Below are 25,304 nucleotides of genomic sequence, written 5' to 3'. Positions count from 1 at the left end.
AAGTCCCAATGGGATGAAAGAAAATGCTGCGTTGTTAATACCTAACTACCGCATGATATTTTTTCTTAACCGGCATTACGGCACGAAATAAAACCCTGTATTGAGATACTGAATCAAATTCTGACAGCGCCCGAATTAACCGGATGAGGCAAACCATGCACAATGTACTGATTACACAACCTGTAACTGAAGAGAATATCGACTGGCTTGCGCTGCGTGAAAAAAATGTGCCGCGCGGCGTAGTGACTGCCCACAGCCTGGTGGTGGTAAAAGCGAAGGGTTCGGAAGTGTGGAGTGACGAAGGTCGTCGCTATCTCGATTTTGTGGGTGGTATTGGGGTATTAAACGTTGGGCATAATCATCCTGAGGTGGTTAAAGCTGTACAGCGCCAGTTAGAAAACGTCTCTCATGCCTGCTTTCAGGTCGTGGCTTACCCTCCGTATATTGAGCTGGCAAAACGTTTAAATAAAGTGGTCGGCAAAGGCGAGGATTATAAGTCAGTGCTATTTACCTCAGGTGCAGAGGCGGTGGAAAACGCGGTTAAAATAGCGCGTTCTTATACGCACCGTTCCGGCATCATTGCATTTGATGGTGCATTTCATGGCCGAACTTTATTAGGTTGCGCACTGACCGGAATGAGCCAGCCTTATAAGCAGAACTTTGGACCTTTTCCCGGTGATATTTACCGTATTCCTTATCCGAATGCGTTTCACGGTATCAGCCCCGAAGACTCACTTAACGCGCTGGATACGCTATTCGCGACGCAAACGCTGCCCGAACGCGTGGCCGCTATCCTGATCGAACCGGTGCAGGGCGACGGTGGTTTTCTGCCAGCGCCTAAAGCGTTTATGCAGGCACTGCGAGATTTGACCCACAAACACGGTATTTTACTGATCTGTGATGAAGTGCAAACCGGCTTTGGCCGTACCGGAAAAATGTTCGGTTTCCAGCATTCAGACATCGTGCCTGACCTGATCACCGTGGCGAAAAGTCTGGGCGGTGGTTTACCTATCTCTGGCGTGGTGGGGAAAGCCGAAATCATGGATTCACCGAGTCCTGGCGGTCTGGGTGGTACTTATGGCGGCAACGCCCTGGCCTGTGCTGCGGCACTGGCTGTGCTCGACGTACTGGAAAATGAACGCTTGCTTGAGCGTTCGGTCGCATTAGGGCAGCAGTTGGAGGCTCGTTTACTTCAGTTGGCGGATAAATATGCCTGTATTGGTGAAGTACGTGGGGTCGGCTTTATGCAGGCGGTCGAAATCGTGGATTATGACACAGGCAAACCCGATGCGCCCCTGACCGAGAAGATCCTTCACTGCGCCTGTGATGCAGGCTTGCTACTCATCAAATGCGGTCTTTATCGTAACACCATCCGCTTTCTTGCTCCACTGGTCACCACGGATGCACAGTTAGAAGAGGCAATGCATATCTTTGATATCGCACTGGCGCGTGGAACTGGACGTCTTGGCTAATTTTTCTAATTATTTCATGGTGTTTGCTTATGTTGCTGGTTTAAAGCTCTCTGCGTCGAGCTCTGGTGTTCATGCGTATAACCGTGATATACCTAGGTCGTAGCCAGGCAATTTTGGTGGCACATCCTTCGTACTCATGATGGATTATCGGTGGTTTCAGGGTCGAATGAGACGCAGAGAGAAAACCTGCTCTTTATTGCGAGTCGACGCTCAAGACGACATTGAGGTGCTATGAACGGCTTTTTAAAACTTGATCGCATCGACATCAATATACTGGTTCAGTTACAAAAAGACGGTCGCATCAGCAACGTTAACCTGGCAGATGCGGTGGGACTGTCGCCAAGCCCATGCTTGCAGCGAGTCAAACGTCTGGAAAGTGCAGGGTATATTACCGGCTATGAAGCGCACGTTAATCTCCCTAAAATCACGGGATCAGTGACCGTGTTTACCGAGGTCACACTACAAGGGCATCGTCGCGAAGAGTTCTCAAAATTTGAGAACTGCATCCGCGAATACGATGAGCTTATTGAGTGCCATCTCATTACCGGCGGTTATGACTATTTGCTGCGATTTATCACCCGCAGCATTGAACACTATCAGGAAGTCATTGAATCGTTGCTGGATAAAAACATTGGTATCGACAAGTATTTTAGCTACATCGTGATTAAATCGCCGATCGTCAAAAGCAGCGTTCCATTGCGTACGCTGCTCACACAACAGATGCAAAACACCAATTAAATTCATGGGGTGTTCAAACTCACTCTTGATGACTTGTTGGTTTTTCCTCCTGCTGAAAAAAATTCAGTAAAAGCTGCCACAGATGATGCGCAGCCGGGCTAAATCGACGGTCAGAGTTTCGCAACAGGTGGCACTGGGCCTCGGTAGCAATCGGATGATCGACAGGCACGGCGACCAGAATATTGTGCTCGATCCGCTCGCCTGCCGCTTGGGCGCTCATAAACGAAATGCCCATTCCTGAAATACTCAAACTCATGGCCGTAGAGAACAGATTGCAGCGATATGCAGGAGTGAACAGGTAACCCTGACTTTGGAACATGGCGTTCATGTGACGCTGTAGCCCAAAGGTTTCACTCAGCGAGATAAGCCGATGCTTACTCAACTCTTCAATGGTGACGCTCTTTAAGTGGGCTATCGGATGCTGCGGATTAACCACCGCGCAAATGGGCCCCCACGGAAAACTGTGCCGCTTCAATTCCGGGTTGCCAATCGGCCCAAAAGCCAGCGCCATGTCGGCCTCTCCCTGAACGATGGCCGCCAGCGTGGCTTGCATACTCCCTGCCACAATTTCCACAAAAACGTTGGGATAAGAGGCAGCAAACTTTTTAAGCACATACTCAACGAACGTATCCACCAGTCCGGCCCCGACCCGGATGCTGATCGCACCGCCTTTCATGTAGCGCAGATCTTTCAGGTGACGTTCAAGCTGGGTACGCCGCTCACGGCTCTCAAAGAAATCGTCGGCCAGCAGCTTACCCGCCTCCGTTAACACCACAGTGCGACCTTTGCGCTCAAGCAACGGCAGTTGCAGCGTGCGTTCAAGTAAAGAAATCTGCCGACTGATCACTGAGGCATTAATCCCCAGAATATCTGCCGCGCGTCGAATCCCACCCTGAATGCCCACTTCGTACAGATAGCTGATCTGCTTTTCGTGAAATAGTTGGCTCATTTTGTCCGCTCATCGGTGTTGCTCACAGGTCAACAATACCGTCATTGAAATGATATTTATATCGAGCGATACGTTGGTGATAATCCCAATAGACTCTTTAATGACCGTTAACACCAGAATGACCGTTAACACCAGGAACCTTGATGCCAACTGCATACGATTATCTGCCAAAGCATGCGTCGCTCATCCTCAGCGAGATGAAATGTCTGGTACTGGCCACGTGGTCTTCGTTGAACAAGGCAGGACCCCGCGTATGATGAAACCGTAACGTCACACTGTTTGCCACCACCTTGCACTTTTTTAGTGCAATGCATTCCAAAGTGGTGCGTTGGGGTGACTGATTGATAACCTCATCAAACCGGTTAATGATGACCACGCTTATTTAATTAAGGGTGGTTTTTGTGTTCTTAATAACTTTTGAGTATTGTACAATTTTTTGACATTATTTCCTTTAAGGTCATTGATATCGCGTGGCTGATATTATTTTCATCTTTCTAAGCATATTGGCATGAATCCTGCCTTTACTTACGTAAGTGAATAATGAGTGGGCCAATGCGTTAATTGTTTATCCTTTTACGATTTACCCATTCGATTAATAAAACACGGTTAGGCATTGTAATTATAATTGACACCTTAGAAGGGGAATTCAATGAGTGAAACACCAATATCCACAGATAAACCGGCCGATGAAGCCAGTGAGTGGAAAGTCAGTAAAGGCGCGTATATCGCTTTGATCGCCGTGGTTCTGATGTTCTCCGGCGCTTTTTTGAAAGTAGATGGCATGGCCTGGTTGGGGGCGTTTGACTTTACAACACTCGGCGGCGCCTTTGGGACGATGAAAAATCCAGCCACCAACACCTTTGTCGGTACGGGCGGGCTCAGCGCCAAAGCGGGGTTCCTGTTCGCGCTCTCACTGGTACCAACGGTTATGCTGGCACTTGGCCTGCTGGAGATTTTTACCCACTATGGTGCCATCCGTGCGGCTCATAGACTGCTGACACCCTTGCTGAAACCGATCCTGGGGATTCCCGGCCATACCGGTTTGGCGTTGATCACCGACCTGCAAAGTACCGATGCAGGTGCGGCACTGAGTAAAGAGCTTTACGACAGTAAACGTATTACCCGCAAAGACGTCGTTATTATGGGAGCCTGGCAGTATTCCGGGGCTGGGTTGATTAATAACTATTTTTCTATCGGATCTGCCATGTTCGCCTCATTAACGCTCCCGGTGATTATTCCCCTGGTATTGATGCTGGTGATGAAATTCGTGGGTGCGGTATTTGTCCGCTTAATGCTGAATACTGTTTATAAAAAGGATTTCGACAATGAGTAATATTGCCAAGGTTTCAAATAATCCGTTCGATATTTTTGTTGTTGGGGCGCGTAAAGGTTTTAATATTGCCATCAACAACCTGATGCCCAATGTCGTCATGGCCTACGTTATTGCCGAAATTCTCAACCTACTGGGTGTTATGAATTTTATTGGTCATCTTTTTGCACCATTAATGGGCCTCTTGGGTCTTCCGGGGGAGGCGGTTACCGTCTTGCTGACCGCCTGGCTCTCCTCATCAGCTGGAACCGGCGTGGCGATCAGTCTGTTGACGAAGGGCACGCTGGATGCCGCGCAGATCACTATTCTGGCGCCAGCGATCTTTCTTATGGGCTCGCAGTTGCAGTATATGGGACGCCTGTTGGGTGTGGCAGATGTCCCGAAAAAGTATTGGCCGCTGCTGATGCTGACCAGTATTTTGAACTCAATTATTGCCATGATTGTGATGCGAGTGATCTCCTGATGATCCGATCGTTTTCGCTGGTATGCATTGAATAATATTTTAACAGGAGACTATTTCGTGGCTAAAACACTGGAACATTATCAACATTTGCATCAAATCCCGGAGTTGGGATTTGTTGAATTCAAAACATCGGCCTACATTGCCGATGCGCTCGAAGTGGCCGGTTTCAAGGTCACGCGCAACATCAACGATACCACCGGTATTGTCGCCGAACTCGACAGCGGCAAGCCGGGCCCCGTGATGGCGTTGCGTGCCGACATGGACGCACTCGGACACATCATTGATGGCCAGCTGGTAGCTCGCCACACCTGCGGTCACGACGGTCACTCGTCGGTGGTACTCGCCACCGCGCAGGAGGTGATTAACGAAGGCGTCGTCAAAAAAGGGCGTCTGAAAATTTTATTCCAACCCGCGGAAGAGCTCGGCACTGGCGCATTGGCCATGGTGGAAGGAGGAGTACTGGACGATGTAGACATCCTGCTGGGCTTCCACGTTCGCCCGCTGGAAGAGTGTCCGATGGGCAAAGCCGTGCCTGCCATGTTCTACTCTGCGGGCGCTACCGTTGAAGCCGTGATCACGGGGTTACCCGCGCATGCCGCCCGTCCGCATTTGGGCATTAATGCCCTGGATGCCGCTGTTGCTGCCGTCCAGGCGGTGAATACCATTCACTTAGCCCCAAATCTTACCTGGAGTGTTAAAGCCACGCGTATGCTGTGCGATGCCGGGGTAACGAATTCAGTGCCGTCTGAGGCCCGCGTATGCTGGGATCTGCGTTCACAGTTCAACGAGCCAATGGATACGTTGAAAGCCAAAGTCATTAATGCCATCACACACAGCGTGGCGGCAATGGGTGCCACGGCTGAAATCACCGTGATGAAAGAGATGCATGCGGCCATCATTGATGATGACGTCACGGCGCTGATTGCGGAGTCGATTGTCGAGGTGTTGGGGGCCGAAGGGCTGACTGAACCCCAGTTTACGCCGGGCTGTGAAGATTTCTTCCACTATCCTCGCCAGCGTCCTCAGGTAAAAACCGGGTTCTGGGGATTAGGGGCCAACTTGACACCTGGCCTGCATCACCCCGAGATGCGGTTTGACCTCGACGCGCTGGAAATCGGCGTTCAGGTGTTTAAAAGCTGTGTTAAGAAAGTATTAGGCTAATCACCACGCCAGAGATCATGAGAGTTCGGGAAGCGTTGCCGGACTCTCATGACGCTCTGAAACGCCCTCCAGACCATTGTGACTGGACCGAAAACCGTCTTCTGCCCTCAGCATCATAACGTCAATGCGACTTAACCTTGCTAACGGCATGCATTCAACCATTCCCTGGCTTAATGGAAATGAGAAGGCAGCCACAGTGAAAGCATGGGGATATAGGTAATCAACAATAACAGGAAGGAATAGTGCTGAAGTCGTTGGAGGCGGAGTGGCATTCCTGGAGGTTAATTTTCTCGATGGCACTCATTTTAGCGTTGCGGTCTAGAGACAATGTGTTTGAGGGAGTAGAACTCAGAATTGGCTCCTTTTTTCCATCGTACACGTATTGTATACTTTCCGGTAAATGTCTTAATAGTGAGTACCTCGTGACCTCAGATAAACAAGCTGGTGCAGAAAAACTAGGTGAACTGGCCTACCAGACCCTGCGCCGTATGATCCTGGAAAAAACCCTTCGTAGCGGCGGAGCCGTAGTTGAAGGTCGACTGGTTGAAGAACTGAATATTTCCCGTACACCGTTGCGTGAAGCGTTGCTGCGACTCGAGGGTGAGGGATTGCTGGTCCGGTCAAGCGCCCGTTCCTATTCCGTTCGCTTTATCAGCGCGCAGGAATATTTTCAGATTATGAAAGTGCGCGAGCTGCTGGAAACCGAAGCCATTGGGCTGTCCATCAACAAGATTGAACCTGAGATCATCGATCAGCTCACCGACCAGGTTGAGTCCCTCGCGGCAGGTCAACCTGAACAAGCTTACTGGGATGTTGACGATACCGTGCACAGGCTGTTCGCTCAACGTTCAGGTAATGCGGTGCTGGCCCGAATGATTGAACAGGCCCGGACTCAGAGCCGGATGTTCGAATTGATCACGCCGTTCAACCGTATTGAAGAAGATCGTGAAGAACATCTGGCGATTCTCAATGCGTGGAAAAGCGGAGATGCCGCGGCGGCCAGCCAGGCGGTAAGAACGCATATCAGAAACCTGTCAGCCTTCGTGCTGAAGAGAATCACGGAAGGCAATTAATCACAGCAAAGGTATGCCTCAGTCGCATACCTTTGAACAGCAGATTACTTGAACGCGGCAGGACAGCAGGGACATCCCTCAACATGTAACGGGTTGCGCACCTCGGCGACCGGTTTGCTGCGTAGCAACACCGGTTGAAAGCTGACTTTCCGCCCGGCGTTTTTCTGGCAAATCGGGCAGAGCGCGGGTTCATCACGCGCTGCCACAGAACGGCGCAATTCAAATGCGCCGCAGTCTGAACAGAGATAGTCATAGTAAGGCATTACATTCTCCTACCACTTACCCACTTCACCGCGTGAAATAAAGCGTCCCTGACCGGCTTTACCCACCCATTGATCATCGCTGACCAGGAGTTTGCCGCGTAACAGCACTTTCTTCACTTTGCCCTGAACCTGATGTCCTTCGAAAAGCGTGAAATCAACGTCGCTATGTTGCGTCGCGGCACTGATGGTGTGTTTTTCATTGGGATCAAAAATGACGATATCGGCATCGCTGCCCACCGCAATAGTGCCTTTTTTCGGGAACAGGCCGAACAGTTTCGCCGGGGCGGTGGACATGAGCTCGACGAAGCGATTTAACGAGATGCGGCCACTGCGCACGCCACCATCATAAACCACGGTCATGCGCGTCTCCACACCGGGTACGCCGTTCGGGATTTTGGAAAAATCATTAGCGCCCAGCGGCTTCTGATTCATTTTGCCTAAATGACCTTCTTTCATGCAGTACGGGCAGTGGTCAGTGGAAATCAGTTGCAGGTCATCGGTTTTCAGTGCCGTCCAAAGGGCGTTTTGCGCCTCTTTAGAGCGTAGCGGCGGGCTCATCACAAAACGTGCACCATCAAAGCTGTCAGATTCGTCGCTGTCAGCGTAAGAAGATTCATCAAAGAACAGATAATGCGGGCAGGTTTCGGCGAAGACCGGAATGCCGAGGTCGCGCGCTTCCACCACATGCTTCAGGGCTTCTTTTGCCGAGAGATGGACAAAGTAGACCGGCGCTTCTGCCAGTTCAGCCAACTTGATACCGCGATGGGTTGCTTCACCTTCCAGCAGGGCCGGACGCGTCAGGGCGTGATGGCGTGGAGAGGTGTGTCCCTGCGCCAGTGCTTCCTGAATCAACAATTCGACGATGGTGCCATTTTCCGCATGCAGTGCCACCATACCGCCATGTTGGCCCACCATGCGCATCGCCTGGAAAATGGCTGCATCATCTGACATTACCGTACCAGGATAAGCCATAAACATCTTGAAGCTGGAGACCCCTTCATGACGGATGGCGTAGCGCATATCCTCCAGAACCTGTTTATCCACCTCGGTGATAATGACGTGAAAGCCATAATCAATGCTGGCGACGTTATCCGCTTTTGACTGCGCCCGCTCGATGGCCTGCAACGGGCTGGTGCCATGATTTTGCAACGCAAAGTCGATAATGGTAGTGGTGCCGCCAAAGGCCGCCGAGCGGGTGCCCGATTGAAAGTTATCCGCGGTCACTGAGGGACCAAAGGTATTTTCCATATGGGTATGGCAGTCAACGCCACCGGGGAACAGTAGCATGCCGTTGGCTTCAATCACCTGGCAGTTTGCGCCAGGTTGCAGGTTAAGTCCGATACTGACGATCTTCTCATTCTCGATGAGGATGTCGGCGTGATAATCGTCCACAGCAGTGATAATGCGCCCACCGCGAATCAGGGTATTGGTCATGTTGGTCTCCGCTTGTACTTAGGGGATGGCAGTAAAAGATTGTGCAAAGGTCAGCGCTGTCGCTAACCGCTGACGCTGCGCGTCATCGACGGCAGGCACCGGTGGGCGCGGCATGGCATGAGGAAGATGTCCGGCAAGATGCAGGCAGGCTTTTAACCGCGCATTGGCATGGGTGCCCGGCCAGGTGCCATAGATCGCTTTGGCCAGCGGATAGACAAATTGATGCAGACGTTGCGCTTCTGCGAGGTTCTGCGCCTGCATTGCGTTGTACAGCGCCACCACCAGCTCCGGTACCACTGCCGCCAGGCTCACCAGGCTGCCATCGGTGCCCAGCGCAAAACAGGTCATCAGGTGCTCATCACCCGAGGCCATCACCGCCACATGGGGCGCAACTTCATGTACCAGCCGCAGGTTCGCCTCATAGGTGGCGGTTTCCCAACTGCCTTCTTTCACCGCAACGACATGGGGTAAGCAGACCAACTGCTGGAGAAGGGCGGGGGGATATGCCATGCCGCCGCTGCTCACGCCTGACTGGTAGAGCATCAACGGTAACGCGGCGTTTTCGTTGGCGATACGGTGATGGTTGAGCACCGTTTTATCATCGGTGGAGAGTGTCCAGGAGTAGGGCGGGAACAGCAGAATGGCATCGGCACCGGCGGCTTTCGCATCGTCTGCCTGCGCCTGGACATCGTAACTGTCTTCCGCATTGAGACCCGCCACCAGCAGGGTATCCGGGGAACAGACCTGGCGTGCCAGGGTCACCACCCGACGTTTCTCCTCACGCGAGAGTGCGAAGTTTTCACCGGCATGCCCGTTGATTAACAGGCCGCGAATCCCGGCCACCTGCGAAACCCGACGCAAATGCGCAATCAGGCTGGCTTCATCAATGTCTCTGCCACTTTCGTCCATCGGACAGACCGTCGCCGCATAGACACCCTGGTAATGGTGTAACTCTTTCATTTTATTATTAGCCTCTGGATAAGAATGCGACGGTGTTGTCATCAGTGGGCAGCAGTCGTGAGGGATCGAAAAGCGGCATCTCTGGCTGCTGGCCTAAAATCTGCTGCGCTAACAACTTGCCCATATAAGGCCCGCTGGTATAACCGGAGTGGACGCAGCCGATCACGTAAAGATCTGGGTGTTGTGCAACCGGCCCAATCATCGGCATCGCATCAGCGGTTTCGGACTCAAGCCCGAGCCAGATGCGGGCGACGCGCGCGGAGGCCAGCGCCGGGACGGCATGTTGTCCCAGCCGCAGGTTGCCGATCAGGTTCTCGGGGATGGTCTCCCGACCGCCCAGCTCACGCGAGCCGATACCCTGCCAGCCACCGCCAATCACCACGGTGCCATTGGCAAACTGCTTCATGGATAACAAACCATTGGCGATGCTCAGGACGGATCGCATCACTGGCGGCATTCTTTCGGTCACAATCAGTTGGTTGATCAGCGTTTTAACCGGAATGGTCAGGCCGACCATCGCCAGCAGCGGCTCCAGCCACACGCCACCGGCCAGCACGAGGCGAGAGGCTTCAACAGATTGCAGACGATCCTCGGTTGATACGCGATAACCGGCGTTTTGTCGTTCAATATGCCCCACAGAGAACTGTTCAATGAGGGTCACACCGGCATCACGTAGCGCCGCATGGAATGCACGACCTGTCAGATAGGCACTGGCGAAGCCGTCGATTTCACAAAAGGCGGCAGCCTTGATTGATCCATTAATACCCGGATCGATATTCATCGCCGCTTGCGACGAAATCACTGAAATATCCGCTCCATACTCACGGCGGGCCGCGGCGCGCTCCTCCAGCATGACGACTTCGGCATCAGTGAAGGCGAGGGACAAACCGGGCGCATGGGTCGCCAGCACGCTCTGGCCCAGCCAGGTTTCCGGCCGCATCCACATCTCCCAGGCTTTTATGGCGTAGGGCACCAGCGCCGCGCGGGTCATATGCAGTGTTAACGTCCCGGCGTTGACGCCGGATGCGCTTCTGCACAAGGCATCGCGTTCCACCACCGCCACACGCATCCCGGCTTTCGCCAGAAACAGCGCCGTGGAGCAGCCCATCACGCCGCCACCGACGATGCACACATCAAAGCGGGGTGAAGTCATAGTGGGGCCGCCTTAGGAATAGGGATGTCCGAATAGTCATAGTCACCGGTCATCTCGCTGATAGTGAGTGGACGCAGCGGGGTGCGGGGAGAGAAGATCCCCACAGATTCACGCGACACGCCCTGTTTAGCCGCCAGCAGTTCGGCGGCGATATCCCCACAGGTACGTCCCTGACAAGGGCCCATACCGCAGCGTGTCCAGGCTTTCAGTTGGTTAACATCATGTGCACCGGCCTCGCAGGCTTGTTCAATCTCGGCGCGCGTCACGTCTTCACAGCGGCACACCACAGTGGCTGGTGGGATACTCTCAACATGCCCTTCACGCAGCGCCATCATTGCGGCCATTCTCTGACCAAAGCGGGCTGCGTGCTGCCAGGCTTGGCTGAAGTTTTCTGCTGCCGGCTCTGGTCCGGCATGACCAAGAATGATGCCAACACAGGCCAGACCGACCTGTTTACCCTGTTCAATCGCAGCGGCGGCACCGCGGATACCCGCAGCGTCACCGGCGACAAACAACCGTTCACGGCTGGTCTGCCCGTTTGCATCCGTTTGGGCAATCCAGCCACCGGCTTCGCGGCAATAATGATGTTTAGCATGCAGCAAACGCGTAATGTCGGTCGACGGCGTCAGGCCATGACCCACGGCAACACAATCCACCAGAATCTTTTTAGTTTGACCAGAGATAGGGCGTGCCGAGGCATCGCAAGGGGCGAGTTCAGCCAGAAGTTGATCACCGTGCGCACTCACTTTCACCAGCGTATGGCGTGAATAGAGCGGGGTTCGGGCGCGCAGGATCGGTAAGCCATAACTCAGGCTTTGTTTGAAAATGGCCGGTCGGGTCAGCAGCGCAGAAGCTGTGCCGAGCCATTCACCGCGCGAGGCAATATCCACAATCGCCTTCACGTCGCCGCCCGCTTTGAGGGTCTGCCCGGCCACCGCCATCAGCAGCGGGCCACATCCCGCCACCAGCGTGGTTTTACCCGGCAAGGTACGCTGCGATTTGAGTAAAATCGTGGCGGCTGCCAGCCCGATCACGCCCGGCAGCGTCCATCCCTCGAAGGGCACGACACGTTCGGTGGTGCCTGTTGCCACCAGCAGCAGTGTTGTGGTGCAGGATATCGAACCGCCCGGTCCGAGGGCATCAACACGATAATCGCCGGTTACTGCCCACAGGGTATGCCCTAAAAAGAGGCGTACATTGCTTCGCGCCAATGCATCACGCAAGGTTTCACCGGCCCTGAATTCCGCGCCATCCATTTTTGCGTCAGGCAGGATCGGCGCGCGGTAAACCTGCCCACCGGCCGCTGTATTTTCGTCGAACAGCGCGACACACAGCCCTTTCGCTGAAGCCATCATGGCGGCAGAAACGCCCGCAGGGCCAGCACCTAAGACGATCAGATCATAATGATTCATAAGGATCGTTATCCGAAACAGAGTGAACAATCAGATCAGTACTGGCCTCAGTCTTGCAAGCTAATACCCGCTTACCCTCAACGATGACCAGACACTCCTGACACGACCCCATCAGACAAAACATGCCACGGGGCTGATGTTGATGCGGACTCAAGCGCAACGTTTTGACGCCATTGGAAAAAAGCGCAGCAGCAATGCTTTGGCCGGGTAATGCCATATAGCGCTGATTGTCGAAAACGAAACGGACATTTTTCCCTGAAGTGTGCGGCATAAAGTCTCTCTTTTTGGTCGAAAATGACTCACTGAGGCTTGACAAGATGGAATGCATAGTATCGTATACTAATCGTATATGTAAAGCATGCGAAGTTTATATCGTTGGTCATTTGCCAACATCAGGGTAAGCAATCAGACGACATCAGGAGTTAAATAATGAGTGAAATTAGTATGTTGAAAAAACTGGTCATCACGAGTTGTATCGTCAGTGCGCTGTTCGGCACCGCAACGGCCAACGCCAGATCGCTGGATGAGATCATGAAATCCAAAACGCTGGTCGTCGGTGTTAACCCGAATCTTCCGCCATTAGGGGTGTATGACGATAAAAATCAGATCTCCGGTTTTGATGCGACAGTGGCGAAGAAGATTGCCGATTCAATGGGCGTGAAACTGGAACTGGTGGCGGTTGGGTCGAATGACCGTGTGCCGTTTATCATGTCTGACAAAATTGATGCGGTGATGGGCGGGATGACCCGTAACGATGACCGCATGAAGGTGGTGGATTTCACCGATCCGGTCAACACCGAAGTGCTGGGGATTCTGACCACCGACAAAAAGCCGTACAAAAAATGGCAGGACCTGAATGATCCGTCCGTCAAGCTGGTTCAGGTGCGTGGCACCACGCCGATCAAATATATCCAGGACAATATTCCCAAAGCCCAGCTGTTAATCCTGGATAACTACCCGGATGCGGTGCGCACCATTGCCCAGGGCCGCGCCGATGCGCTGATTGATGTGCTCGATTTCATGCTGGATTACACCAAAAAATATCCCACCAAGTGGCATGTGGTGGATGACCCCATCGAAGTGGACTACGACTGTATCGCTGTCAGCAAAGGCAACACAGCCCTGCGTGAGAAGTTAAATACCGAGATCGCGGTGCTGCATAAATCCGGCTTTATCGCCAGCAGTTGGAAGAAATGGTTTGGTCACGCCATGCTGCATGATCCCACCGCCTCGCCGACGAAATACTGAGTTTCGTTCTGGTTAAATCGGGCGCCCGAAGGCTGGGCGCCCTTGCCTGATTGAGCGTTGTTCTGATGAATCTGAATTTTTTCCCCATTCTTGACCAGTTGCCTTACCTACTGGGCGGAGCTTGGATCAGCCTGCAACTGGCGGTGCTGGCGTTCGCCTTTGGTATGGTGATTGCGATGATCTGTACCAGTGTCCTGCGCTATGGGCCTCAATTAGCAGGCAAATTTATTAACGCGTATGTGGTTTTTGCCACCAATACTCCCCAACTGGTACAGATCTATTTTCTGTTTTTTGCCTTGCCGGAAGTCGGCATTTTGCTGTCACCCTTCGCGGCAGTCCTGATTGGCGCGACCTTCAACGCAGGCGCCTACTTGTGTGAAATCCAGCGGGCGGGTTTTGATTCAGTCCGTCGCATGGAAATCGAAGCCGCGGAAGTGCTGGGATTCTCCCGTGTCCAGATCATTCGTTACGTTATCCTTCCCCATGTGATCAAGGTGATGTTCCGACCGCTCTCCAACCAGTTCATTGTTATGACGTTGGGCACCTCGATGGCCTCGATGTTTGGCGTCGAAGAACTCACCGGTCGTACCTATAACTTGAGCTCACAAACTTATCTGTCAGTGGAATCCTTCTCTGTGGCTGCCGTTATCTATATCGCTATCACTATTCTTGCCACCTTTGCTCTGGCAATTATGGGGCGGTTTCTCTTCCGGGTCAGGACAGGGGTATTTTGATGAGCTACTTCGACTGGTCGGAAATTACGGGTCTGTTCTCGTACTACAACCTGGTGTTGTTATTGCAGGGGTTAGGCATCACGCTGGCACTGTCAGCGTTCGGCTGCCTGATCGGTTTTCTCGCGGGCTTCGTGCTGGCGGTCACCATGAGCACGAAAGCGGCCATCCTGTCGCCACTGCGCAGTGTGGTGCATGTTTACTTGTTTATTTTTCGGCGAATTCCCTTCCTGGTGACGTTATTTCTGGTGTTTTTTATTAGCCAGTATTCCGGCCTGCGTTTTTCCACGTTTACTGTGGCGCTGATCAGCGTGTGCATCATCGCTGCCGCCTATCTCGGGGAGATCATCCGTAGTGGACTGGAATCCGTCCATCATAATCAGTGGGAAGCCGCGGTGACGCTGAACTTTTCATATCTGCAAACACTGCGCTACGTGATCATTCCGCAATCCCTGACCGTGGTGATCGCACCGACCTTCAGTTTCTTCGTTATGTACATCAAAGATACGACGCTTGCCTCGCAGATTGGGGTAATGGAACTCACCTCCGCCAGCAAAATTCTGTCTGATAAAGGCTACTCGGCAACGCTGGTGTATGCCGTTGTCCTCATGTTGTATTTCATTGTGTCTTATCCATTATCGCGTCTGGGTAAGCGTCTGGAGAGAAAAATTGCCACAGCTCGACATCATTAAATTAAAAGCCGCCTATAACGATCAGCCCGTGCTGGAGAATGTCACGTTATCGGTGGAGAAGGGCGACATCGTTAGCCTGATCGGACCTTCCGGCTCGGGGAAAAGTACCTTGCTGCGGGTGCTGATGGGATTGCTGTTACCGAAAGAGGGGCAGGTTGTGCTGGAAAACAGCGTGGTGGATTACACCAATAAAAACGCGTTACGTCAGTTGCGTGAGTCTATCGCTATTGTGTTCCAGCAGTACAACCTGTTCCAAAATATGACGGTGTTGGAAAACGTGATGATCACGCCAACCAAAGTTAAAGGTTGGCCGAAGAAACAGGTGGAGCATGATGCGCGCCGTTTGCTGGAGCGGGTAGGGTTGTCACATCGTATCAATGCTTACCCGGATCAACTCTCCGGCGGTCAGCAGCAGCGCGTAGCCATTGCTCGTGCGCTGGCACTGAAGCCGACCATCCTGTTGCTGGATGAGGTGACGGCGGCGCTCGACCCCGAGATGGTTAACGAAGTGCTCGACACCATTCGCGAACTGGCCTCGGAAGGGATCACTCTGTTTATCGTTTCCCATGAGATGAGTTTTGTTCGTGAAGTGTCGTCGAAGGTGGTGTTTATGGCTGATGGCCAGGTGGTGGAGACCGGCTCCCCACAGCAGGTGTTTGACGCCCCAACCCATGAACGTACCCGCCAATTTGTCAGCAAAATATTGCGCCATTAGAGATCATTCTTTGCACAAGCATGTTTCAGCCAGATAAATCCCCCACAGTGACGGTGAATGGGGCGCGGCCCCATCCATGCCGATCCGCAGGCGCTGTGCAACGTTCGTAAGCATGGCTTAAAAAGCTTTTTATCCTCCGGGGGAATAACATGTTTTCAATGGCAACTGATATCAGGAATACGCTGGGAGAGTGTCCACTATGGTGCGAAAATACACGCAGGCTGTACTGGACGAATACTGAAAGCAGCGAACTGCTCGCCCTGGAGCAAGATAATGGCGTCGTCAGGCGCTGGTCGTTACCTGAACGCCCCGTATCAGGACGGATCTTCCATAAGCTCGCTTGCGTTTTCTCAGCTTATCCTCGTTAGCGATATAACGAACACCCAATTAACACAGCGCTCTCAATTTGGGCGTTGCCTGCACCCTACGGGTTCATCGCCTCACCATCATCCATAGCTTCAATAAAAACGTCTTCATTAACGTCACCTCCGCCGATTTATTATTCGTTTTATCTTTCTGTTTAAAAAGCCATTCCCTTATTAGGGGAATGTCTTTCCTCATATTTGGCACAACCCCTGCAATGTTGAATATAAATGATGCAAGAAAGGTGAATTAACGCATGGAGACGATTCAGAACCCGGTTGATTCTGATGAACAGGTACCCACCTCCGAAAGAGTGCTTATGGTGCTTCGCACGGTGGCTGAATATGGACGCCCCGTCAGCGCCAGCGAACTCATCCATACTTCCGGCTTAAACAAAAGCACGGTGTATCGGCTTTTAGCCTCGTTGCGTCGCTGGGGGTTTGTGATGGAATCCGATGCGATGTATGCGCCGGGTCCCGCTTGTCTGCAAATGGCCCTGAACTTTGATGCCGTTACGCTGCTTTCGTTGCACGCCAATGACGCGATGATGGCATTGCGGGATGCCACGCAGGAAACCGTTGCCGTTACTGTCGTCATGCAGCAGCAAGCGGTGTGCATCAGTATGTTAGAACCCCGGCAATCCTTACGCTGTTCCTTTGAAAAGGGCCGCAGCTTGCCTCTTCATCGAGGAGCAACCGCTAAATGCCTGCTGGCGCATCTGCCGGTGCCTGTCAGCCAACATATTTTAAAAGCACACTTCAGCAACATGTTCGAACGTGTTGCACATGAGAAAGAGTTGCTCTCGATTGTTCAACAGGGCTATGCCTGCAGTGAAAACGAAGTGGATGCGGGCGTATGGGGGATAAGTGCCCCCATTTTTTCACCCAATCAACAATTGCTCGGAGCGCTGACGTTGATGGCTCCGGTGATCCGTACACAGAACAAGCACCAGCGTTTGATCGAAGAAACGCTGAGCGCAGCCAAACGTGTTCAAGACAGTCTGAACACGACATTCGCGCAGGCATCTCCTGCGGTTATTTATCAATCTTAATGTTAGGAATTGAGCCCATGCCTTCATTCAAACACACAGTTAAACATGCTCTGTTATCACTGACCTTACTGAGCGTTTCAGCCGCAGCATTTGCCGCCGGGGAGCCGATCAAGGCGGTGACCGACGCGACATTCCCACCGATGGAGTTTACCGAAAACCAAAAAATGGTTGGGTTTGATATTGAACTCACTGAAGCCATTGCGCACAAGCTTGGCCGTTCCGTTCAATGGACTAACGTCGATTTTAAGGGACTCATTCCCAGCCTGACGGCAGGACGTGCTGATATTGCTGTGTCCGCCATTTACATTACGCCTGAGCGCCAGAAGGTGGTTAATTTCACCCAACCTTACATGGCGGGTGGTTTGGTTACCCTGGTGAAAGAAGGTAATGACCGTATTAAAACGGCCGATGATTTAAAAGGCAAAAAAGTCAGCGTGCAGACCGGTACCAAATCTGTTGAGTGGCTACATACCCACATTCCGGAAGCACAAACCGTTGAAGTTGAGAAGAATCAGCAAATGTTCAATCTGCTAAGCATCGGACGTGTGGACGCCGCGGTGACCGGTAAACCGGCGGCATTCCAGTACGCGCGAACCCGTGGTGGTGTAAAAATCCTGCCAGGTTCCCTTACCAGTGAAGAATACGGAATCGCCGTGCGTAAAGATGAAACGTCGCTGGTGACGGAAATAAACACAGCACTGGAACAAATGAAAGCAGAGGGTAGCTACCAGCAACTGGTTGATAAGTGGTTTCCGGGTTCCTCGAAGTAATTCATTGGCGAAAACATAGGATTAAAGATGAGTTTAGATCTTGATTTCTCGCCCGTGTTTGCCAGCAGTGATGCACTGCTGGCAGGCACGCTGGTGACCGTTGAAATTACCCTTTGCGCCCTGATTCTGGGCTGCCTGCTTGGCTTAGTCATTGGTGTCGCCAGAATCAATCCACAGCGGAAAGCCGTGTACGGTATCGCCAGCGCTTATGTTGCCATTATCCGCGGCACGCCGCTCTTGGTTCAGCTGTTTATCTGGTATTACGGCCTGCCACGACTCGGGGTCATGCTGCCCTCATTTTTCTGCGGCGTGATTGGACTCGCTCTTTATTCAGCCGCCTACATTTCAGAAATTGTACGGGGTGCCATTACGTCCATTGACCGTGGCCAGAATGAAGCGGCACGTTCGCTGGGGATGTCATCCAAACAAGCCATGATGAAAATCATTCTCCCGCAGGCGGTGGTTCGTATGCTGCCACCGTTGGGTAATGAATTTATCGCCTTAATTAAAAACTCAGCGCTGGTCTCGCTGATTACTATCCACGATGTGATGCAGCAGGGTAACACCATCATCAGTAATACCTATCGGGACCTTGAGACCTATCTGGTTATCGCTGCGATCTACTTTGTGCTGACCAGCGTCACCGTGATGGCATTGCGCCACTTTGAAAAACGGCATCATCAGAGAGGGGTACAATAATGTCGAATCGTGAAACCCGTCCACACCCCAAAATCAGCATCCGAGACCTGCATAAGCGTTTTGGCAACAATGTGGTGCTCAGTGGCATCGATTTTGATGTATTCAGTGGTCAGGTCATTGTCATTATCGGGCCCAGTGGTTCGGGGAAAAGCACTTTCCTGCGCTGCTGTAACGGACTCGAACTCCCCGAACGCGGTGATATCACGCTGTGCGGCAGCCCACTCATCAGCAAGGGGAAGCCACTCCCTGAGAAACAGTTAAACCAACTGCGCAAAGAGGTTGGCATGGTGTTCCAGTCATTTAACCTGTTTCCGCATCTCTCCGTTCTGGAAAATTTGTGCGTCGCGCCAATGATGTTACGTAACCTTGATAAAGCCACCGCGCAGCAGAACGCACTCAAGTTGCTGGATAAAGTGGGCCTGACGTCCAAAGCACAAGCCATGCCGGGCAATCTTTCCGGTGGACAAAAACAACGTGTTGCCATCAGCCGCGCGCTGGCGATGTCTCCCAGTGTCATGCTGTTTGATGAGCCCACCTCAGCACTTGATCCTGAACTGGTCGGTGAAGTGCTTCAGGTCATGAAGATGCTCGCGAGTGAAGGCATGACCATGATGATTGTGACGCATGAGATGGGATTTGCGCGCGAAGTGGCGGATGTCGTGGTGGTGATGGATGGCGGTGGGATTGTGGAAGCCGGTCCGCCTGAACAGATTTTTGGCGCGCCACAAAGCGAGCGAACCCGTCAATTCCTCAATGCCGTATTAACACGATAATAGCGTTGAAGTGAGATCATTAGCGTATGCGTATTAACCAGATTTTTGCCCGACATGCCTGGCTTGAACAAGGCTGGCAACAAGATGTACTGATTTCCTGGAACAATGAAGGCCTTATTACCGCCGTCGCGCCCAACTCAACGCCCTCTAAGGGGAGTGAGTGTGTCTCCTGGTTACTGCCCGGTATGCCCAATCTGCATTCACATGCTTTTCAGCGCATTTTTTCCGGCATGACGGAATATCGCCAGAATCCGGGGGATAGCTTCTGGAGTTGGCGGAAACTGATGTATGCCTTTGCCCAGAAAATCACGCCGGATCAACTCGAAATTATTGCCACACAGCTTTATCAGGAGATGCTGGCCGCGGGATATACCTCAGTCTGTGAATTCCATTATGTGCATCATCAGCCGGGTGGCGAGCCTTATCCTTATGCGATTGCGATGAGTGCTGCGCTGGTCCGAGCGGCTCAACACACCGGAATGGGCATGACGTTGCTGCCCGTGCTTTATCAGACCAGCGGGTTTGGCAATCAGCAGCCAGAAGAACATCAGCGCCGCTTTACGCATGATAAGTCATCCTTCCTGGCTTTTTGGGATCAGCTGTTTCGCTTTTGTCATGAAGCGGGTGTCAAACTGGGGCTTGCGCCTCACTCCTTACGCGCGATAAATCCCGCTGATTTACAGGGCGTGCTATCCCATATCTTTGCGGCAGATGCCACCGCGCCCGTTCATATCCACGTTGCGGAACAGCAGAAAGAGATTGATGACTGCCTTGCCTGGTGCGGAAAACGCCCTGTGCAATGGTTACTGGATAATATCGAGGTTGATGCTCGCTGGTGCCTGATTCATGCCACCCATATGGACGAGCAGGAGTATCGGGAAGTGGCAGCGACCGGTGCGGTTATTGGGTTATGCCCAACGACAGAAGCGAATCTCGGCGATGGTATTTTTGATTACTGCCAGTGGCAAAGGCATCAGGGCCATTGGGGTATAGGTTCGGACAGCCATATCGCTGTGAATGCCGCAGAAGAGTTACTGCAACTTGAGTATTCACAGCGACTGCTGCACCAGCAACGTAATCTCTGCTGCGATGAAGTGGAACCCGACGTTGCCAGTTATCTTTATCGGAAGGCCTTGCAGGGCGGGGCGCAGGCCTCGGGCCGGTTAATTTCGGGTATTCAATATGGTCAGCATGCTGATTTTGTTGAGCTCGATACAGCGCATCCTGCTCTGGCGGGGATTTCGCCAGACGCCATACTTGCGGCCCATATTTTTGCCAGCTCGCGGCAATCGGCCATCAAGCGGGTGTGGACCCGGGGAACGCTGCGCTATCAAGCGTCGAGCATGGCAATGTCACCGCAGCAAGGGGACATCGCAGCGATTCGCCAACGGGTGCTGGCAAGTTACCTGGAGGAATAAAGGGTGACTGAGGCCGAAGATGATATTTTGCATCGTGGAACGGCTCCGTTGTTTATCACGATGCCGCGGGCGGGAACGGCCATCCCGGCGCATATCCTTGAATGCTTGAAGCACGAAGCCTGCCCTCGTAGCGGCGGCGCTTTCTTCTGCTAGCCGCTAAGCCCCTGACTGTGTCGGGGCTCACTTTTCGCAATAATCAGTAAAGTGTGGTTTTCAATCGCTCGGGCAGGGCTTCGTCGTAAGCCAAACCATCAATTTCTGACTGAGAAATCATACTCAAGATACTGCCTGTACTGGGGAGGGCCTGGCGCTCAATTTGTGTGGCAGGATCCCAGAGTTTTGAGCGAATGATTGCTCTGCTACACTGGAAAAAAACGCTTTCCACTGAAATGCGCAATACGGTTCTGGGAGATTGATTATTGATTGAGAATTTATCAAGTAAAGCTGGGTCTTTACGTATTTCAGCTGTCCCACTTATACGCAACGTTTCGCCAATGCCGGGAATTAGAAAGAGAAGCGCAACCCGGTTGTCATTTAAAATATTGCGCAGACTATCTATGCGGTTATTACCTCGACGATCGGGTAGAAGTAGCGTTTTAGCGTCCTCGATGTGAATGAAGCCTGCGGGATCACCTCTTGGAGATACATCCAGACCGTCCGGTCCTGATGTTGCAAGCGCCACAAAAGGGGATGCCTCAATAAAGGGTCGGTAGGCAGGATGAATATGGTCAGTCACCTTGGTTAAAGAAGGCTTGGCTACCGCGCCGTAAAGTTGCTCAAGCTCATTACTCTCAGTAATCAGCATGTTTTCATCAACCATCTCATTCACCTCCATTGATTTCAAAAATTGCCACAAAGCCAACTATGCGTTCGTTTTGTATGGCCAACCAGATTTCATTACATGACTTTTCCAGGCGCCCCGAAATTCAGCCAGACCCGCTGCAACCTTGCTTTCAAAAAAACGGCCAAAATGATGTTCTCTTGCATAATAACTGCCATGTATTTCAGTGATGCGGCCAATCAGACCGGCTCGGTAAGCCGGGGCATTTTACTTGTCCCTTGGTGCTGCTCTGATTGATGAAAAACAGTACTTCCGACTGGAGGGGAAGGATCTCGAGACGTTTTCTTCACGCGTTGAGTGAGCATCAAAATGGGGCGGACAAATGTTATGTTCAAAAATCACTCTGATGCGTGGCTAGAGGGGTGAAACGGCTTCCACCTCATGCTGGAAAACGTAGGGATCTGAAAGCAACTCAAACACTTCGTCATCCGGGTAGGTCACGGCCACGTTGTAGCGTTCACCTGCAAATGCCTTCACTGCATCGAGATCCTGCCAGTAAGTCGCTAGGAAAAAATGCTCCCAGCTGCCCTGGGTTTCTCTGTGTACTAACGCTCCCCGGTTACCCCGAATGCTTCTTGAATGCTCAACGCCCGTTTTTTCAAGATGCCTTGCAAAGCCTTCCGCATGTTTCAGCGGAACGCAGCCGTGCCATGTACGTACAATCATTCACTTTTCCTTTCCTTGTTACGGGAGGATAACTATACCATTTAGAGGAGTCTGTGGGTGCACGAGGCTGTTTGCTATCAGCAGATCTTCAGCGTCACGTGTTTGTCTGCTGTGTGCCAAAGCGGACTGCCTCAAATTTCAACGCCAGACTGAAGTGGCCGAAAGATAGTAAACCCGAGTTTTCCGCGATAATCTCACAGACTACTTAGGTAATGGGTCTATCACTTTTGAAAGGGCATATGAAATGAGCGACTTATCAAAAGAAATCAGTCTTGAGGTATGTGAAAACTCCGATGCAGCGCAATGGCTGCCAATTGAAGAAGGGCTTAACGAATTTAACGATCTTATTACTGGCATAAGCGATCGTAAGCCGCTGTCTGTATTGGTCAAATCAACCAACACGGGTAAGGTACTTGGCGGAATGCAAGGACGTTCATCGCTAGGACTCCTATTTATAGATCTTTTTTATCTTCCACCAGAGTTGCGAAAAATGGGGGTAGGTTCAGACATTCTTCACCGCTTCGAAGATGAAGGGCGAAAAAGAGGCTGCTCTGCTGCGTTTCTATATACGATAAGCTTCCAGGCTCCTGATTTTTATAAAAAGTATGGTTGGGAAGAGTTTGGGCGTATTGACTGTAAGCCGGAAGGAACTAGCCGTATTTTTATGAAAAAATCGTTATAGAATGTCTCAAATTCCGGCGCGGCTAAAGCGAACGGTGAGTTCAAGAAAATGAATCACTAAGGATAATCTAGACATTCTCAAGCCTTATTTCCTGCAAACTGGACGCCCGTTTTTCGCTCGTAGCTGAGCTACTTTTTGCTAACAAGATAAGCAGCAATGGCCGTTAATCCACCTATAAGGGGCATAGGTCCAGCGCCCGCCAGGAAGTTGTCGCGATCTATTTGGTTATCTCGGCGAATGTCAGCAAAGCGTGCAAGCGCGTTTTTTTCATTCGTGGCACTGGCCTCTTCAAACTGTTTTTCGTAACCATGCTCCATCAGTTGAGACGCTTTGCTCACGTCCGAGCTTTCCAGCACAACAATTTGCTTACCCTTTTGAAAAAAACAGTAATTTGGCATTTCGCGCTCCGCATAGGAAAAGTGATGTTTAAGAGAATATATCCAGTCTGAGGGGATCCTGAAAATATTTTTAAGTTTATCTTTTAATCCGGTAAGAACTTCCATTTCTTATTAGCGATCCTTTGGCATTGTGAGAGTTATTCACTCATAGCTGCCCCTAATTGTAGCGTCGGCAGTTTTTTTGCCAGGAGTGGATGTTGCTGACACATGAGGGCACTAATTAACGGGGGCGAATAACTTAACTTATTAATTTCCCGATAATTAATTTTTTTAACTGTCTCTTTAGGCAAAAAGCTATAGTTACAGATTAACCCTAGTGGTTATGATAAATGTCGTGTTGCCATATGCTTTGTGGGTTGTTTATCAAAGAGGATTTAGCGAGTATTTCTGATAACAAAAATCAGGGAGTTGTACTGTGCAGATAACTGAGATTGATCATATACACGTATACGTTGAAGACATTAAGCAGGCAGAAGACTGGTATTACGAGGTGCTTGGATTCTCCCGCGATAACTCACTGTACTTCTGGTTTGAACAGGGAGGACCGCTGGTTATCAGGAATAACGGAGCTTCACTTTCCCTTTTCCGCAGAAAAGATCAGCACCCCGGTCATACAATGGCTTTCAGTGTAGGGGCAACTGCATTCATCGAGCTGATACCGATCCTCAAGGACAGAAGAATCGCTTTCACCGTCGGTGACCATGCTGTATCGATGTCCGTATACTTTAGCGATCTTAGTAACAACAAGATTGAAGTTACGACTTACGAATACCTTAATGCCAAGCAGATACTGGAGAGTGACACATAGCGGCACCTGTTGATTAATACACCGCGATTTGAGTAATGTCTTCATCAGTTGTGAGAGCAACTGCGACTTCCGTTTTTCGCGCCTTGCAGTCCCCTGGTGTTGCTTCGGCTACTCTTTGCCAAGCGGACGGAGCAACCATCACAATATACTCACTATGGGGAGGAGGTCTGTCAGCATGATCTCCAGTTTGCGTTAAACTCAAACGCCTCAAAATAATCAACCGGTCAACGCTAAAGGAAAGATCTATGTCCGATGACAATATATCCCGAATGGGTACCGCCAAAGTGGTACTTTTTGTGGATGAATCAGGTCATCAGGTAATCGAGAAATTTCCTGTGAGTGATGTGGAGTACAGTTTTTATCAACACGCAGCCAAGAATCTCGCCCAGGTAGACATTGCCACCCCAACGCTGTTTTTCGCCGATCCGTCCTTACGCAAGTTGAGGCTGGAATATATCCCACATCAAGTTGATCAGGACGCAGTTTCAGGAGATGAAGTGTTGTCAATTCTGTCTCGCTTACATTGCTATCCAGCTGACCCTTCATGGGTTTATCACAATCATACTTGGTCAGAATCTGCGCTCGAAAAATCTCTCAATCTTTTGGCATTACCGGGCAGATCAGCACAACAGTTACGGCATTTCCAGCAGGCAAGTGATGCACTGTTTAGTGGTAAGTGCTTAATTTCAGGTGATAGTAATGCGGGTAATTGGGGAAAAAGGGATGACGGTGATTTAGTTCTTTTCGACTGGGAGAGATTCAGCATTGGAAGCCCAGCTATAGATCTTGCTCCACTCATAAAGGGAATGGGCTCTATACAAAAATTTATTGAGCTTGCAGATCGCTATAACTGTATATCTTGCCATTCTAAGCCTAATGATTTGGCTAAAGAAATGGCAATTGCCAAAGCATGGATTGTTACCGAAGTAGTCGTACTGCTTAATGAACGGCAGAAAAGTGATTTTCATTTATATCTCAATTGGTACAGAGAAAATCTTCCTGCCTGGTTAGATTACACTGTAAAAATGCTTTGATGTTCTC

Annotated in this window: 29 protein-coding genes and 1 pseudogene; 19 read left to right on the top strand and 11 right to left on the bottom strand. The window is 51.3% G+C overall.

Annotated features, from left to right (window positions below; translation table 11 throughout):
• Positions 1–155 precede the first annotated feature (155 nt).
• Positions 156–1,472: a 4-aminobutyrate--2-oxoglutarate transaminase gene (gene gabT, locus IEV89_RS04735; protein ID WP_188470912.1), complete on the top strand. Its 1,317-nt coding sequence runs from the start codon at positions 156–158 to the stop codon at positions 1,470–1,472.
• Between the two features lie 231 nt (positions 1,473–1,703).
• Positions 1,704–2,210: an Lrp/AsnC family transcriptional regulator gene (locus IEV89_RS04730; RefSeq protein ID WP_188470911.1), complete on the top strand. Its 507-nt coding sequence runs from the start codon at positions 1,704–1,706 to the stop codon at positions 2,208–2,210.
• Between the two features lie 19 nt (positions 2,211–2,229).
• Here the strand turns inward: IEV89_RS04730 and IEV89_RS04725 are convergent, their stop codons facing one another.
• Positions 2,230–3,159, bottom strand: a complete 930-nt coding sequence (locus IEV89_RS04725) for a LysR family transcriptional regulator (protein WP_188470908.1) — start codon at positions 3,157–3,159, stop codon at positions 2,230–2,232.
• Between the two features lie 649 nt (positions 3,160–3,808).
• On the opposite strand from IEV89_RS04725, the gene IEV89_RS04720 reads away from it, so the two are divergent.
• The 4 genes from IEV89_RS04720 (at position 3,809) to IEV89_RS04705 (ending at position 7,186) form a co-directional block, all read left to right on the top strand.
• Positions 3,809–4,492, top strand: a complete 684-nt coding sequence (locus tag IEV89_RS04720) for a nucleoside recognition domain-containing protein (RefSeq protein ID WP_188470906.1) — start codon at positions 3,809–3,811, stop codon at positions 4,490–4,492.
• A complete protein-coding gene (locus tag IEV89_RS04715; RefSeq protein WP_188470904.1) occupies positions 4,485–4,952 on the top strand; it encodes a YjiG family protein in 468 nt (155 codons plus the stop codon). The genes IEV89_RS04720 and IEV89_RS04715 overlap by 8 nt, the downstream gene beginning before the upstream one ends.
• Positions 4,953–5,009: 57 nt before the next feature.
• The gene (locus IEV89_RS04710) at positions 5,010–6,113 is read left to right on the top strand and encodes an amidohydrolase (protein ID WP_188470902.1); all 1,104 of its coding nucleotides are present in this window, start codon (positions 5,010–5,012) and stop codon (positions 6,111–6,113) included.
• Between the two features lie 422 nt (positions 6,114–6,535).
• Positions 6,536–7,186, top strand: coding sequence for a GntR family transcriptional regulator (locus IEV89_RS04705; RefSeq protein ID WP_188470900.1), 651 nt, complete (start codon positions 6,536–6,538; stop codon positions 7,184–7,186).
• Positions 7,187–7,230: 44 nt separating this feature from the next.
• Here the strand turns inward: IEV89_RS04705 and IEV89_RS04700 are convergent, their stop codons facing one another.
• The 6 genes from IEV89_RS04700 to IEV89_RS04675 are packed head-to-tail and all read right to left on the bottom strand — an operon-like array spanning position 7,231 to position 12,679.
• On the bottom strand, positions 7,231–7,449 hold the full coding sequence (locus IEV89_RS04700) for an FmdB family zinc ribbon protein (protein WP_188470898.1): 219 nt from the start codon (positions 7,447–7,449) through the stop codon (positions 7,231–7,233).
• A 9-nt stretch (positions 7,450–7,458) separates the two neighbouring features.
• Positions 7,459–8,883: a dihydropyrimidinase gene (gene hydA, locus IEV89_RS04695; protein WP_188470896.1), complete on the bottom strand. Its 1,425-nt coding sequence runs from the start codon at positions 8,881–8,883 to the stop codon at positions 7,459–7,461.
• An 18-nt stretch (positions 8,884–8,901) separates the two neighbouring features.
• Complete coding sequence (locus IEV89_RS04690) at positions 8,902–9,843, bottom strand: dihydrodipicolinate synthase family protein (RefSeq protein WP_188470895.1); 942 nt, start codon at positions 9,841–9,843, stop codon at positions 8,902–8,904.
• A gap of 7 nt (positions 9,844–9,850) precedes the next feature.
• Complete coding sequence (locus IEV89_RS04685; protein WP_188470893.1) at positions 9,851–10,996, bottom strand: NAD(P)/FAD-dependent oxidoreductase; 1,146 nt, start codon at positions 10,994–10,996, stop codon at positions 9,851–9,853.
• On the bottom strand, positions 10,993–12,408 hold the full coding sequence (locus tag IEV89_RS04680; RefSeq protein ID WP_188470891.1) for an NAD(P)/FAD-dependent oxidoreductase: 1,416 nt from the start codon (positions 12,406–12,408) through the stop codon (positions 10,993–10,995). Before IEV89_RS04680 ends, IEV89_RS04685 begins: the two co-directional genes overlap by 4 nt.
• Positions 12,395–12,679: a (2Fe-2S)-binding protein gene (locus IEV89_RS04675; RefSeq protein WP_188470889.1), complete on the bottom strand. Its 285-nt coding sequence runs from the start codon at positions 12,677–12,679 to the stop codon at positions 12,395–12,397. The genes IEV89_RS04680 and IEV89_RS04675 overlap by 14 nt, the downstream gene beginning before the upstream one ends.
• 158 nt (positions 12,680–12,837) lie before the next feature.
• Between IEV89_RS04675 and IEV89_RS04670 the strand changes: the two genes are divergently transcribed.
• The 10 genes from IEV89_RS04670 to IEV89_RS04630 all read left to right on the top strand — a co-directional run bounded on the left by IEV89_RS04670 (position 12,838) and on the right by IEV89_RS04630 (position 20,868).
• Complete coding sequence (locus IEV89_RS04670) at positions 12,838–13,656, top strand: transporter substrate-binding domain-containing protein (protein WP_188470887.1); 819 nt, start codon at positions 12,838–12,840, stop codon at positions 13,654–13,656.
• 65 nt (positions 13,657–13,721) lie between these two features.
• Positions 13,722–14,390, top strand: a complete 669-nt coding sequence (locus tag IEV89_RS04665; RefSeq protein WP_188470885.1) for an amino acid ABC transporter permease — start codon at positions 13,722–13,724, stop codon at positions 14,388–14,390.
• On the top strand, positions 14,390–15,079 hold the full coding sequence (locus IEV89_RS04660; RefSeq protein WP_188470883.1) for an amino acid ABC transporter permease: 690 nt from the start codon (positions 14,390–14,392) through the stop codon (positions 15,077–15,079). Before IEV89_RS04665 ends, IEV89_RS04660 begins: the two co-directional genes overlap by 1 nt.
• Positions 15,057–15,794 (top strand): amino acid ABC transporter ATP-binding protein, encoded by a 738-nt coding sequence (locus IEV89_RS04655; protein ID WP_188470881.1) that lies wholly within the window; start codon positions 15,057–15,059, stop codon positions 15,792–15,794. Before IEV89_RS04660 ends, IEV89_RS04655 begins: the two co-directional genes overlap by 23 nt.
• A gap of 149 nt (positions 15,795–15,943) precedes the next feature.
• The gene (locus IEV89_RS21940; protein WP_373283348.1) at positions 15,944–16,162 is read left to right on the top strand and encodes an SMP-30/gluconolactonase/LRE family protein; all 219 of its coding nucleotides are present in this window, start codon (positions 15,944–15,946) and stop codon (positions 16,160–16,162) included.
• A gap of 251 nt (positions 16,163–16,413) precedes the next feature.
• Complete coding sequence (locus IEV89_RS04650; protein ID WP_188470879.1) at positions 16,414–17,208, top strand: IclR family transcriptional regulator; 795 nt, start codon at positions 16,414–16,416, stop codon at positions 17,206–17,208.
• A gap of 17 nt (positions 17,209–17,225) precedes the next feature.
• On the top strand, positions 17,226–17,978 hold the full coding sequence (locus IEV89_RS04645) for a transporter substrate-binding domain-containing protein (protein ID WP_188470877.1): 753 nt from the start codon (positions 17,226–17,228) through the stop codon (positions 17,976–17,978).
• 27 nt (positions 17,979–18,005) lie between these two features.
• On the top strand, positions 18,006–18,677 hold the full coding sequence (locus IEV89_RS04640) for an amino acid ABC transporter permease (protein ID WP_188470874.1): 672 nt from the start codon (positions 18,006–18,008) through the stop codon (positions 18,675–18,677).
• A complete protein-coding gene (locus IEV89_RS04635; RefSeq protein ID WP_188470872.1) occupies positions 18,677–19,450 on the top strand; it encodes an amino acid ABC transporter ATP-binding protein in 774 nt (257 codons plus the stop codon). The genes IEV89_RS04640 and IEV89_RS04635 overlap by 1 nt, the downstream gene beginning before the upstream one ends.
• Positions 19,451–19,476: 26 nt before the next feature.
• Complete coding sequence (locus tag IEV89_RS04630; protein ID WP_188470870.1) at positions 19,477–20,868, top strand: formimidoylglutamate deiminase; 1,392 nt, start codon at positions 19,477–19,479, stop codon at positions 20,866–20,868.
• Positions 20,869–21,064: 196 nt separating this feature from the next.
• On the opposite strand, the gene IEV89_RS04625 is transcribed toward IEV89_RS04630, so the two are convergent.
• The 3 genes and pseudogenes from IEV89_RS04625 to IEV89_RS04620 form a co-directional block, all read right to left on the bottom strand.
• Entirely contained in the window at positions 21,065–21,688 is a 624-nt protein-coding gene (locus IEV89_RS04625) for a pyridoxamine 5'-phosphate oxidase family protein (protein ID WP_188470868.1), read from the bottom strand.
• A 25-nt stretch (positions 21,689–21,713) separates the two neighbouring features.
• Positions 21,714–21,904 (bottom strand): annotated as a pseudogene (locus tag IEV89_RS21640) (MarR family transcriptional regulator); the annotation flags it as partial.
• 159 nt (positions 21,905–22,063) lie between these two features.
• Positions 22,064–22,375 carry an antibiotic biosynthesis monooxygenase family protein gene (locus IEV89_RS04620; protein WP_188470866.1) on the bottom strand — a complete coding sequence of 104 codons (312 nt, stop codon included), beginning with the start codon at positions 22,373–22,375 and terminating at the stop codon, positions 22,064–22,066.
• A gap of 244 nt (positions 22,376–22,619) precedes the next feature.
• On the opposite strand from IEV89_RS04620, the gene IEV89_RS04615 reads away from it, so the two are divergent.
• A complete protein-coding gene (locus IEV89_RS04615; RefSeq protein ID WP_188470864.1) occupies positions 22,620–23,057 on the top strand; it encodes a GNAT family N-acetyltransferase in 438 nt (145 codons plus the stop codon).
• A 128-nt stretch (positions 23,058–23,185) separates the two neighbouring features.
• Here IEV89_RS04615 and IEV89_RS04610 read toward each other — a convergent pair whose 3' ends face one another.
• On the bottom strand, positions 23,186–23,455 hold the full coding sequence (locus tag IEV89_RS04610) for a hypothetical protein (protein WP_188471361.1): 270 nt from the start codon (positions 23,453–23,455) through the stop codon (positions 23,186–23,188).
• Between the two features lie 415 nt (positions 23,456–23,870).
• On the opposite strand from IEV89_RS04610, the gene IEV89_RS04605 reads away from it, so the two are divergent.
• Both IEV89_RS04605 and IEV89_RS04600 read left to right on the top strand, forming a co-directional pair.
• Positions 23,871–24,263 (top strand): VOC family protein, encoded by a 393-nt coding sequence (locus tag IEV89_RS04605; protein WP_188470862.1) that lies wholly within the window; start codon positions 23,871–23,873, stop codon positions 24,261–24,263.
• A 245-nt stretch (positions 24,264–24,508) separates the two neighbouring features.
• Positions 24,509–25,297 (top strand): phosphotransferase family protein, encoded by a 789-nt coding sequence (locus tag IEV89_RS04600; protein ID WP_188470860.1) that lies wholly within the window; start codon positions 24,509–24,511, stop codon positions 25,295–25,297.
• The last annotated feature ends 7 nt before the right edge of the window (positions 25,298–25,304 follow it).

Origin of the sequence: Hafnia psychrotolerans, assembly GCF_014639435.1 — a bacterium.
Lineage (GTDB): Bacteria > Pseudomonadota > Gammaproteobacteria > Enterobacterales > Enterobacteriaceae > Ewingella > Ewingella psychrotolerans.
The sequence above is the reverse complement of the archived record's forward strand: the minus strand, read 5'-3'. Positions and strand labels throughout refer to the sequence as shown.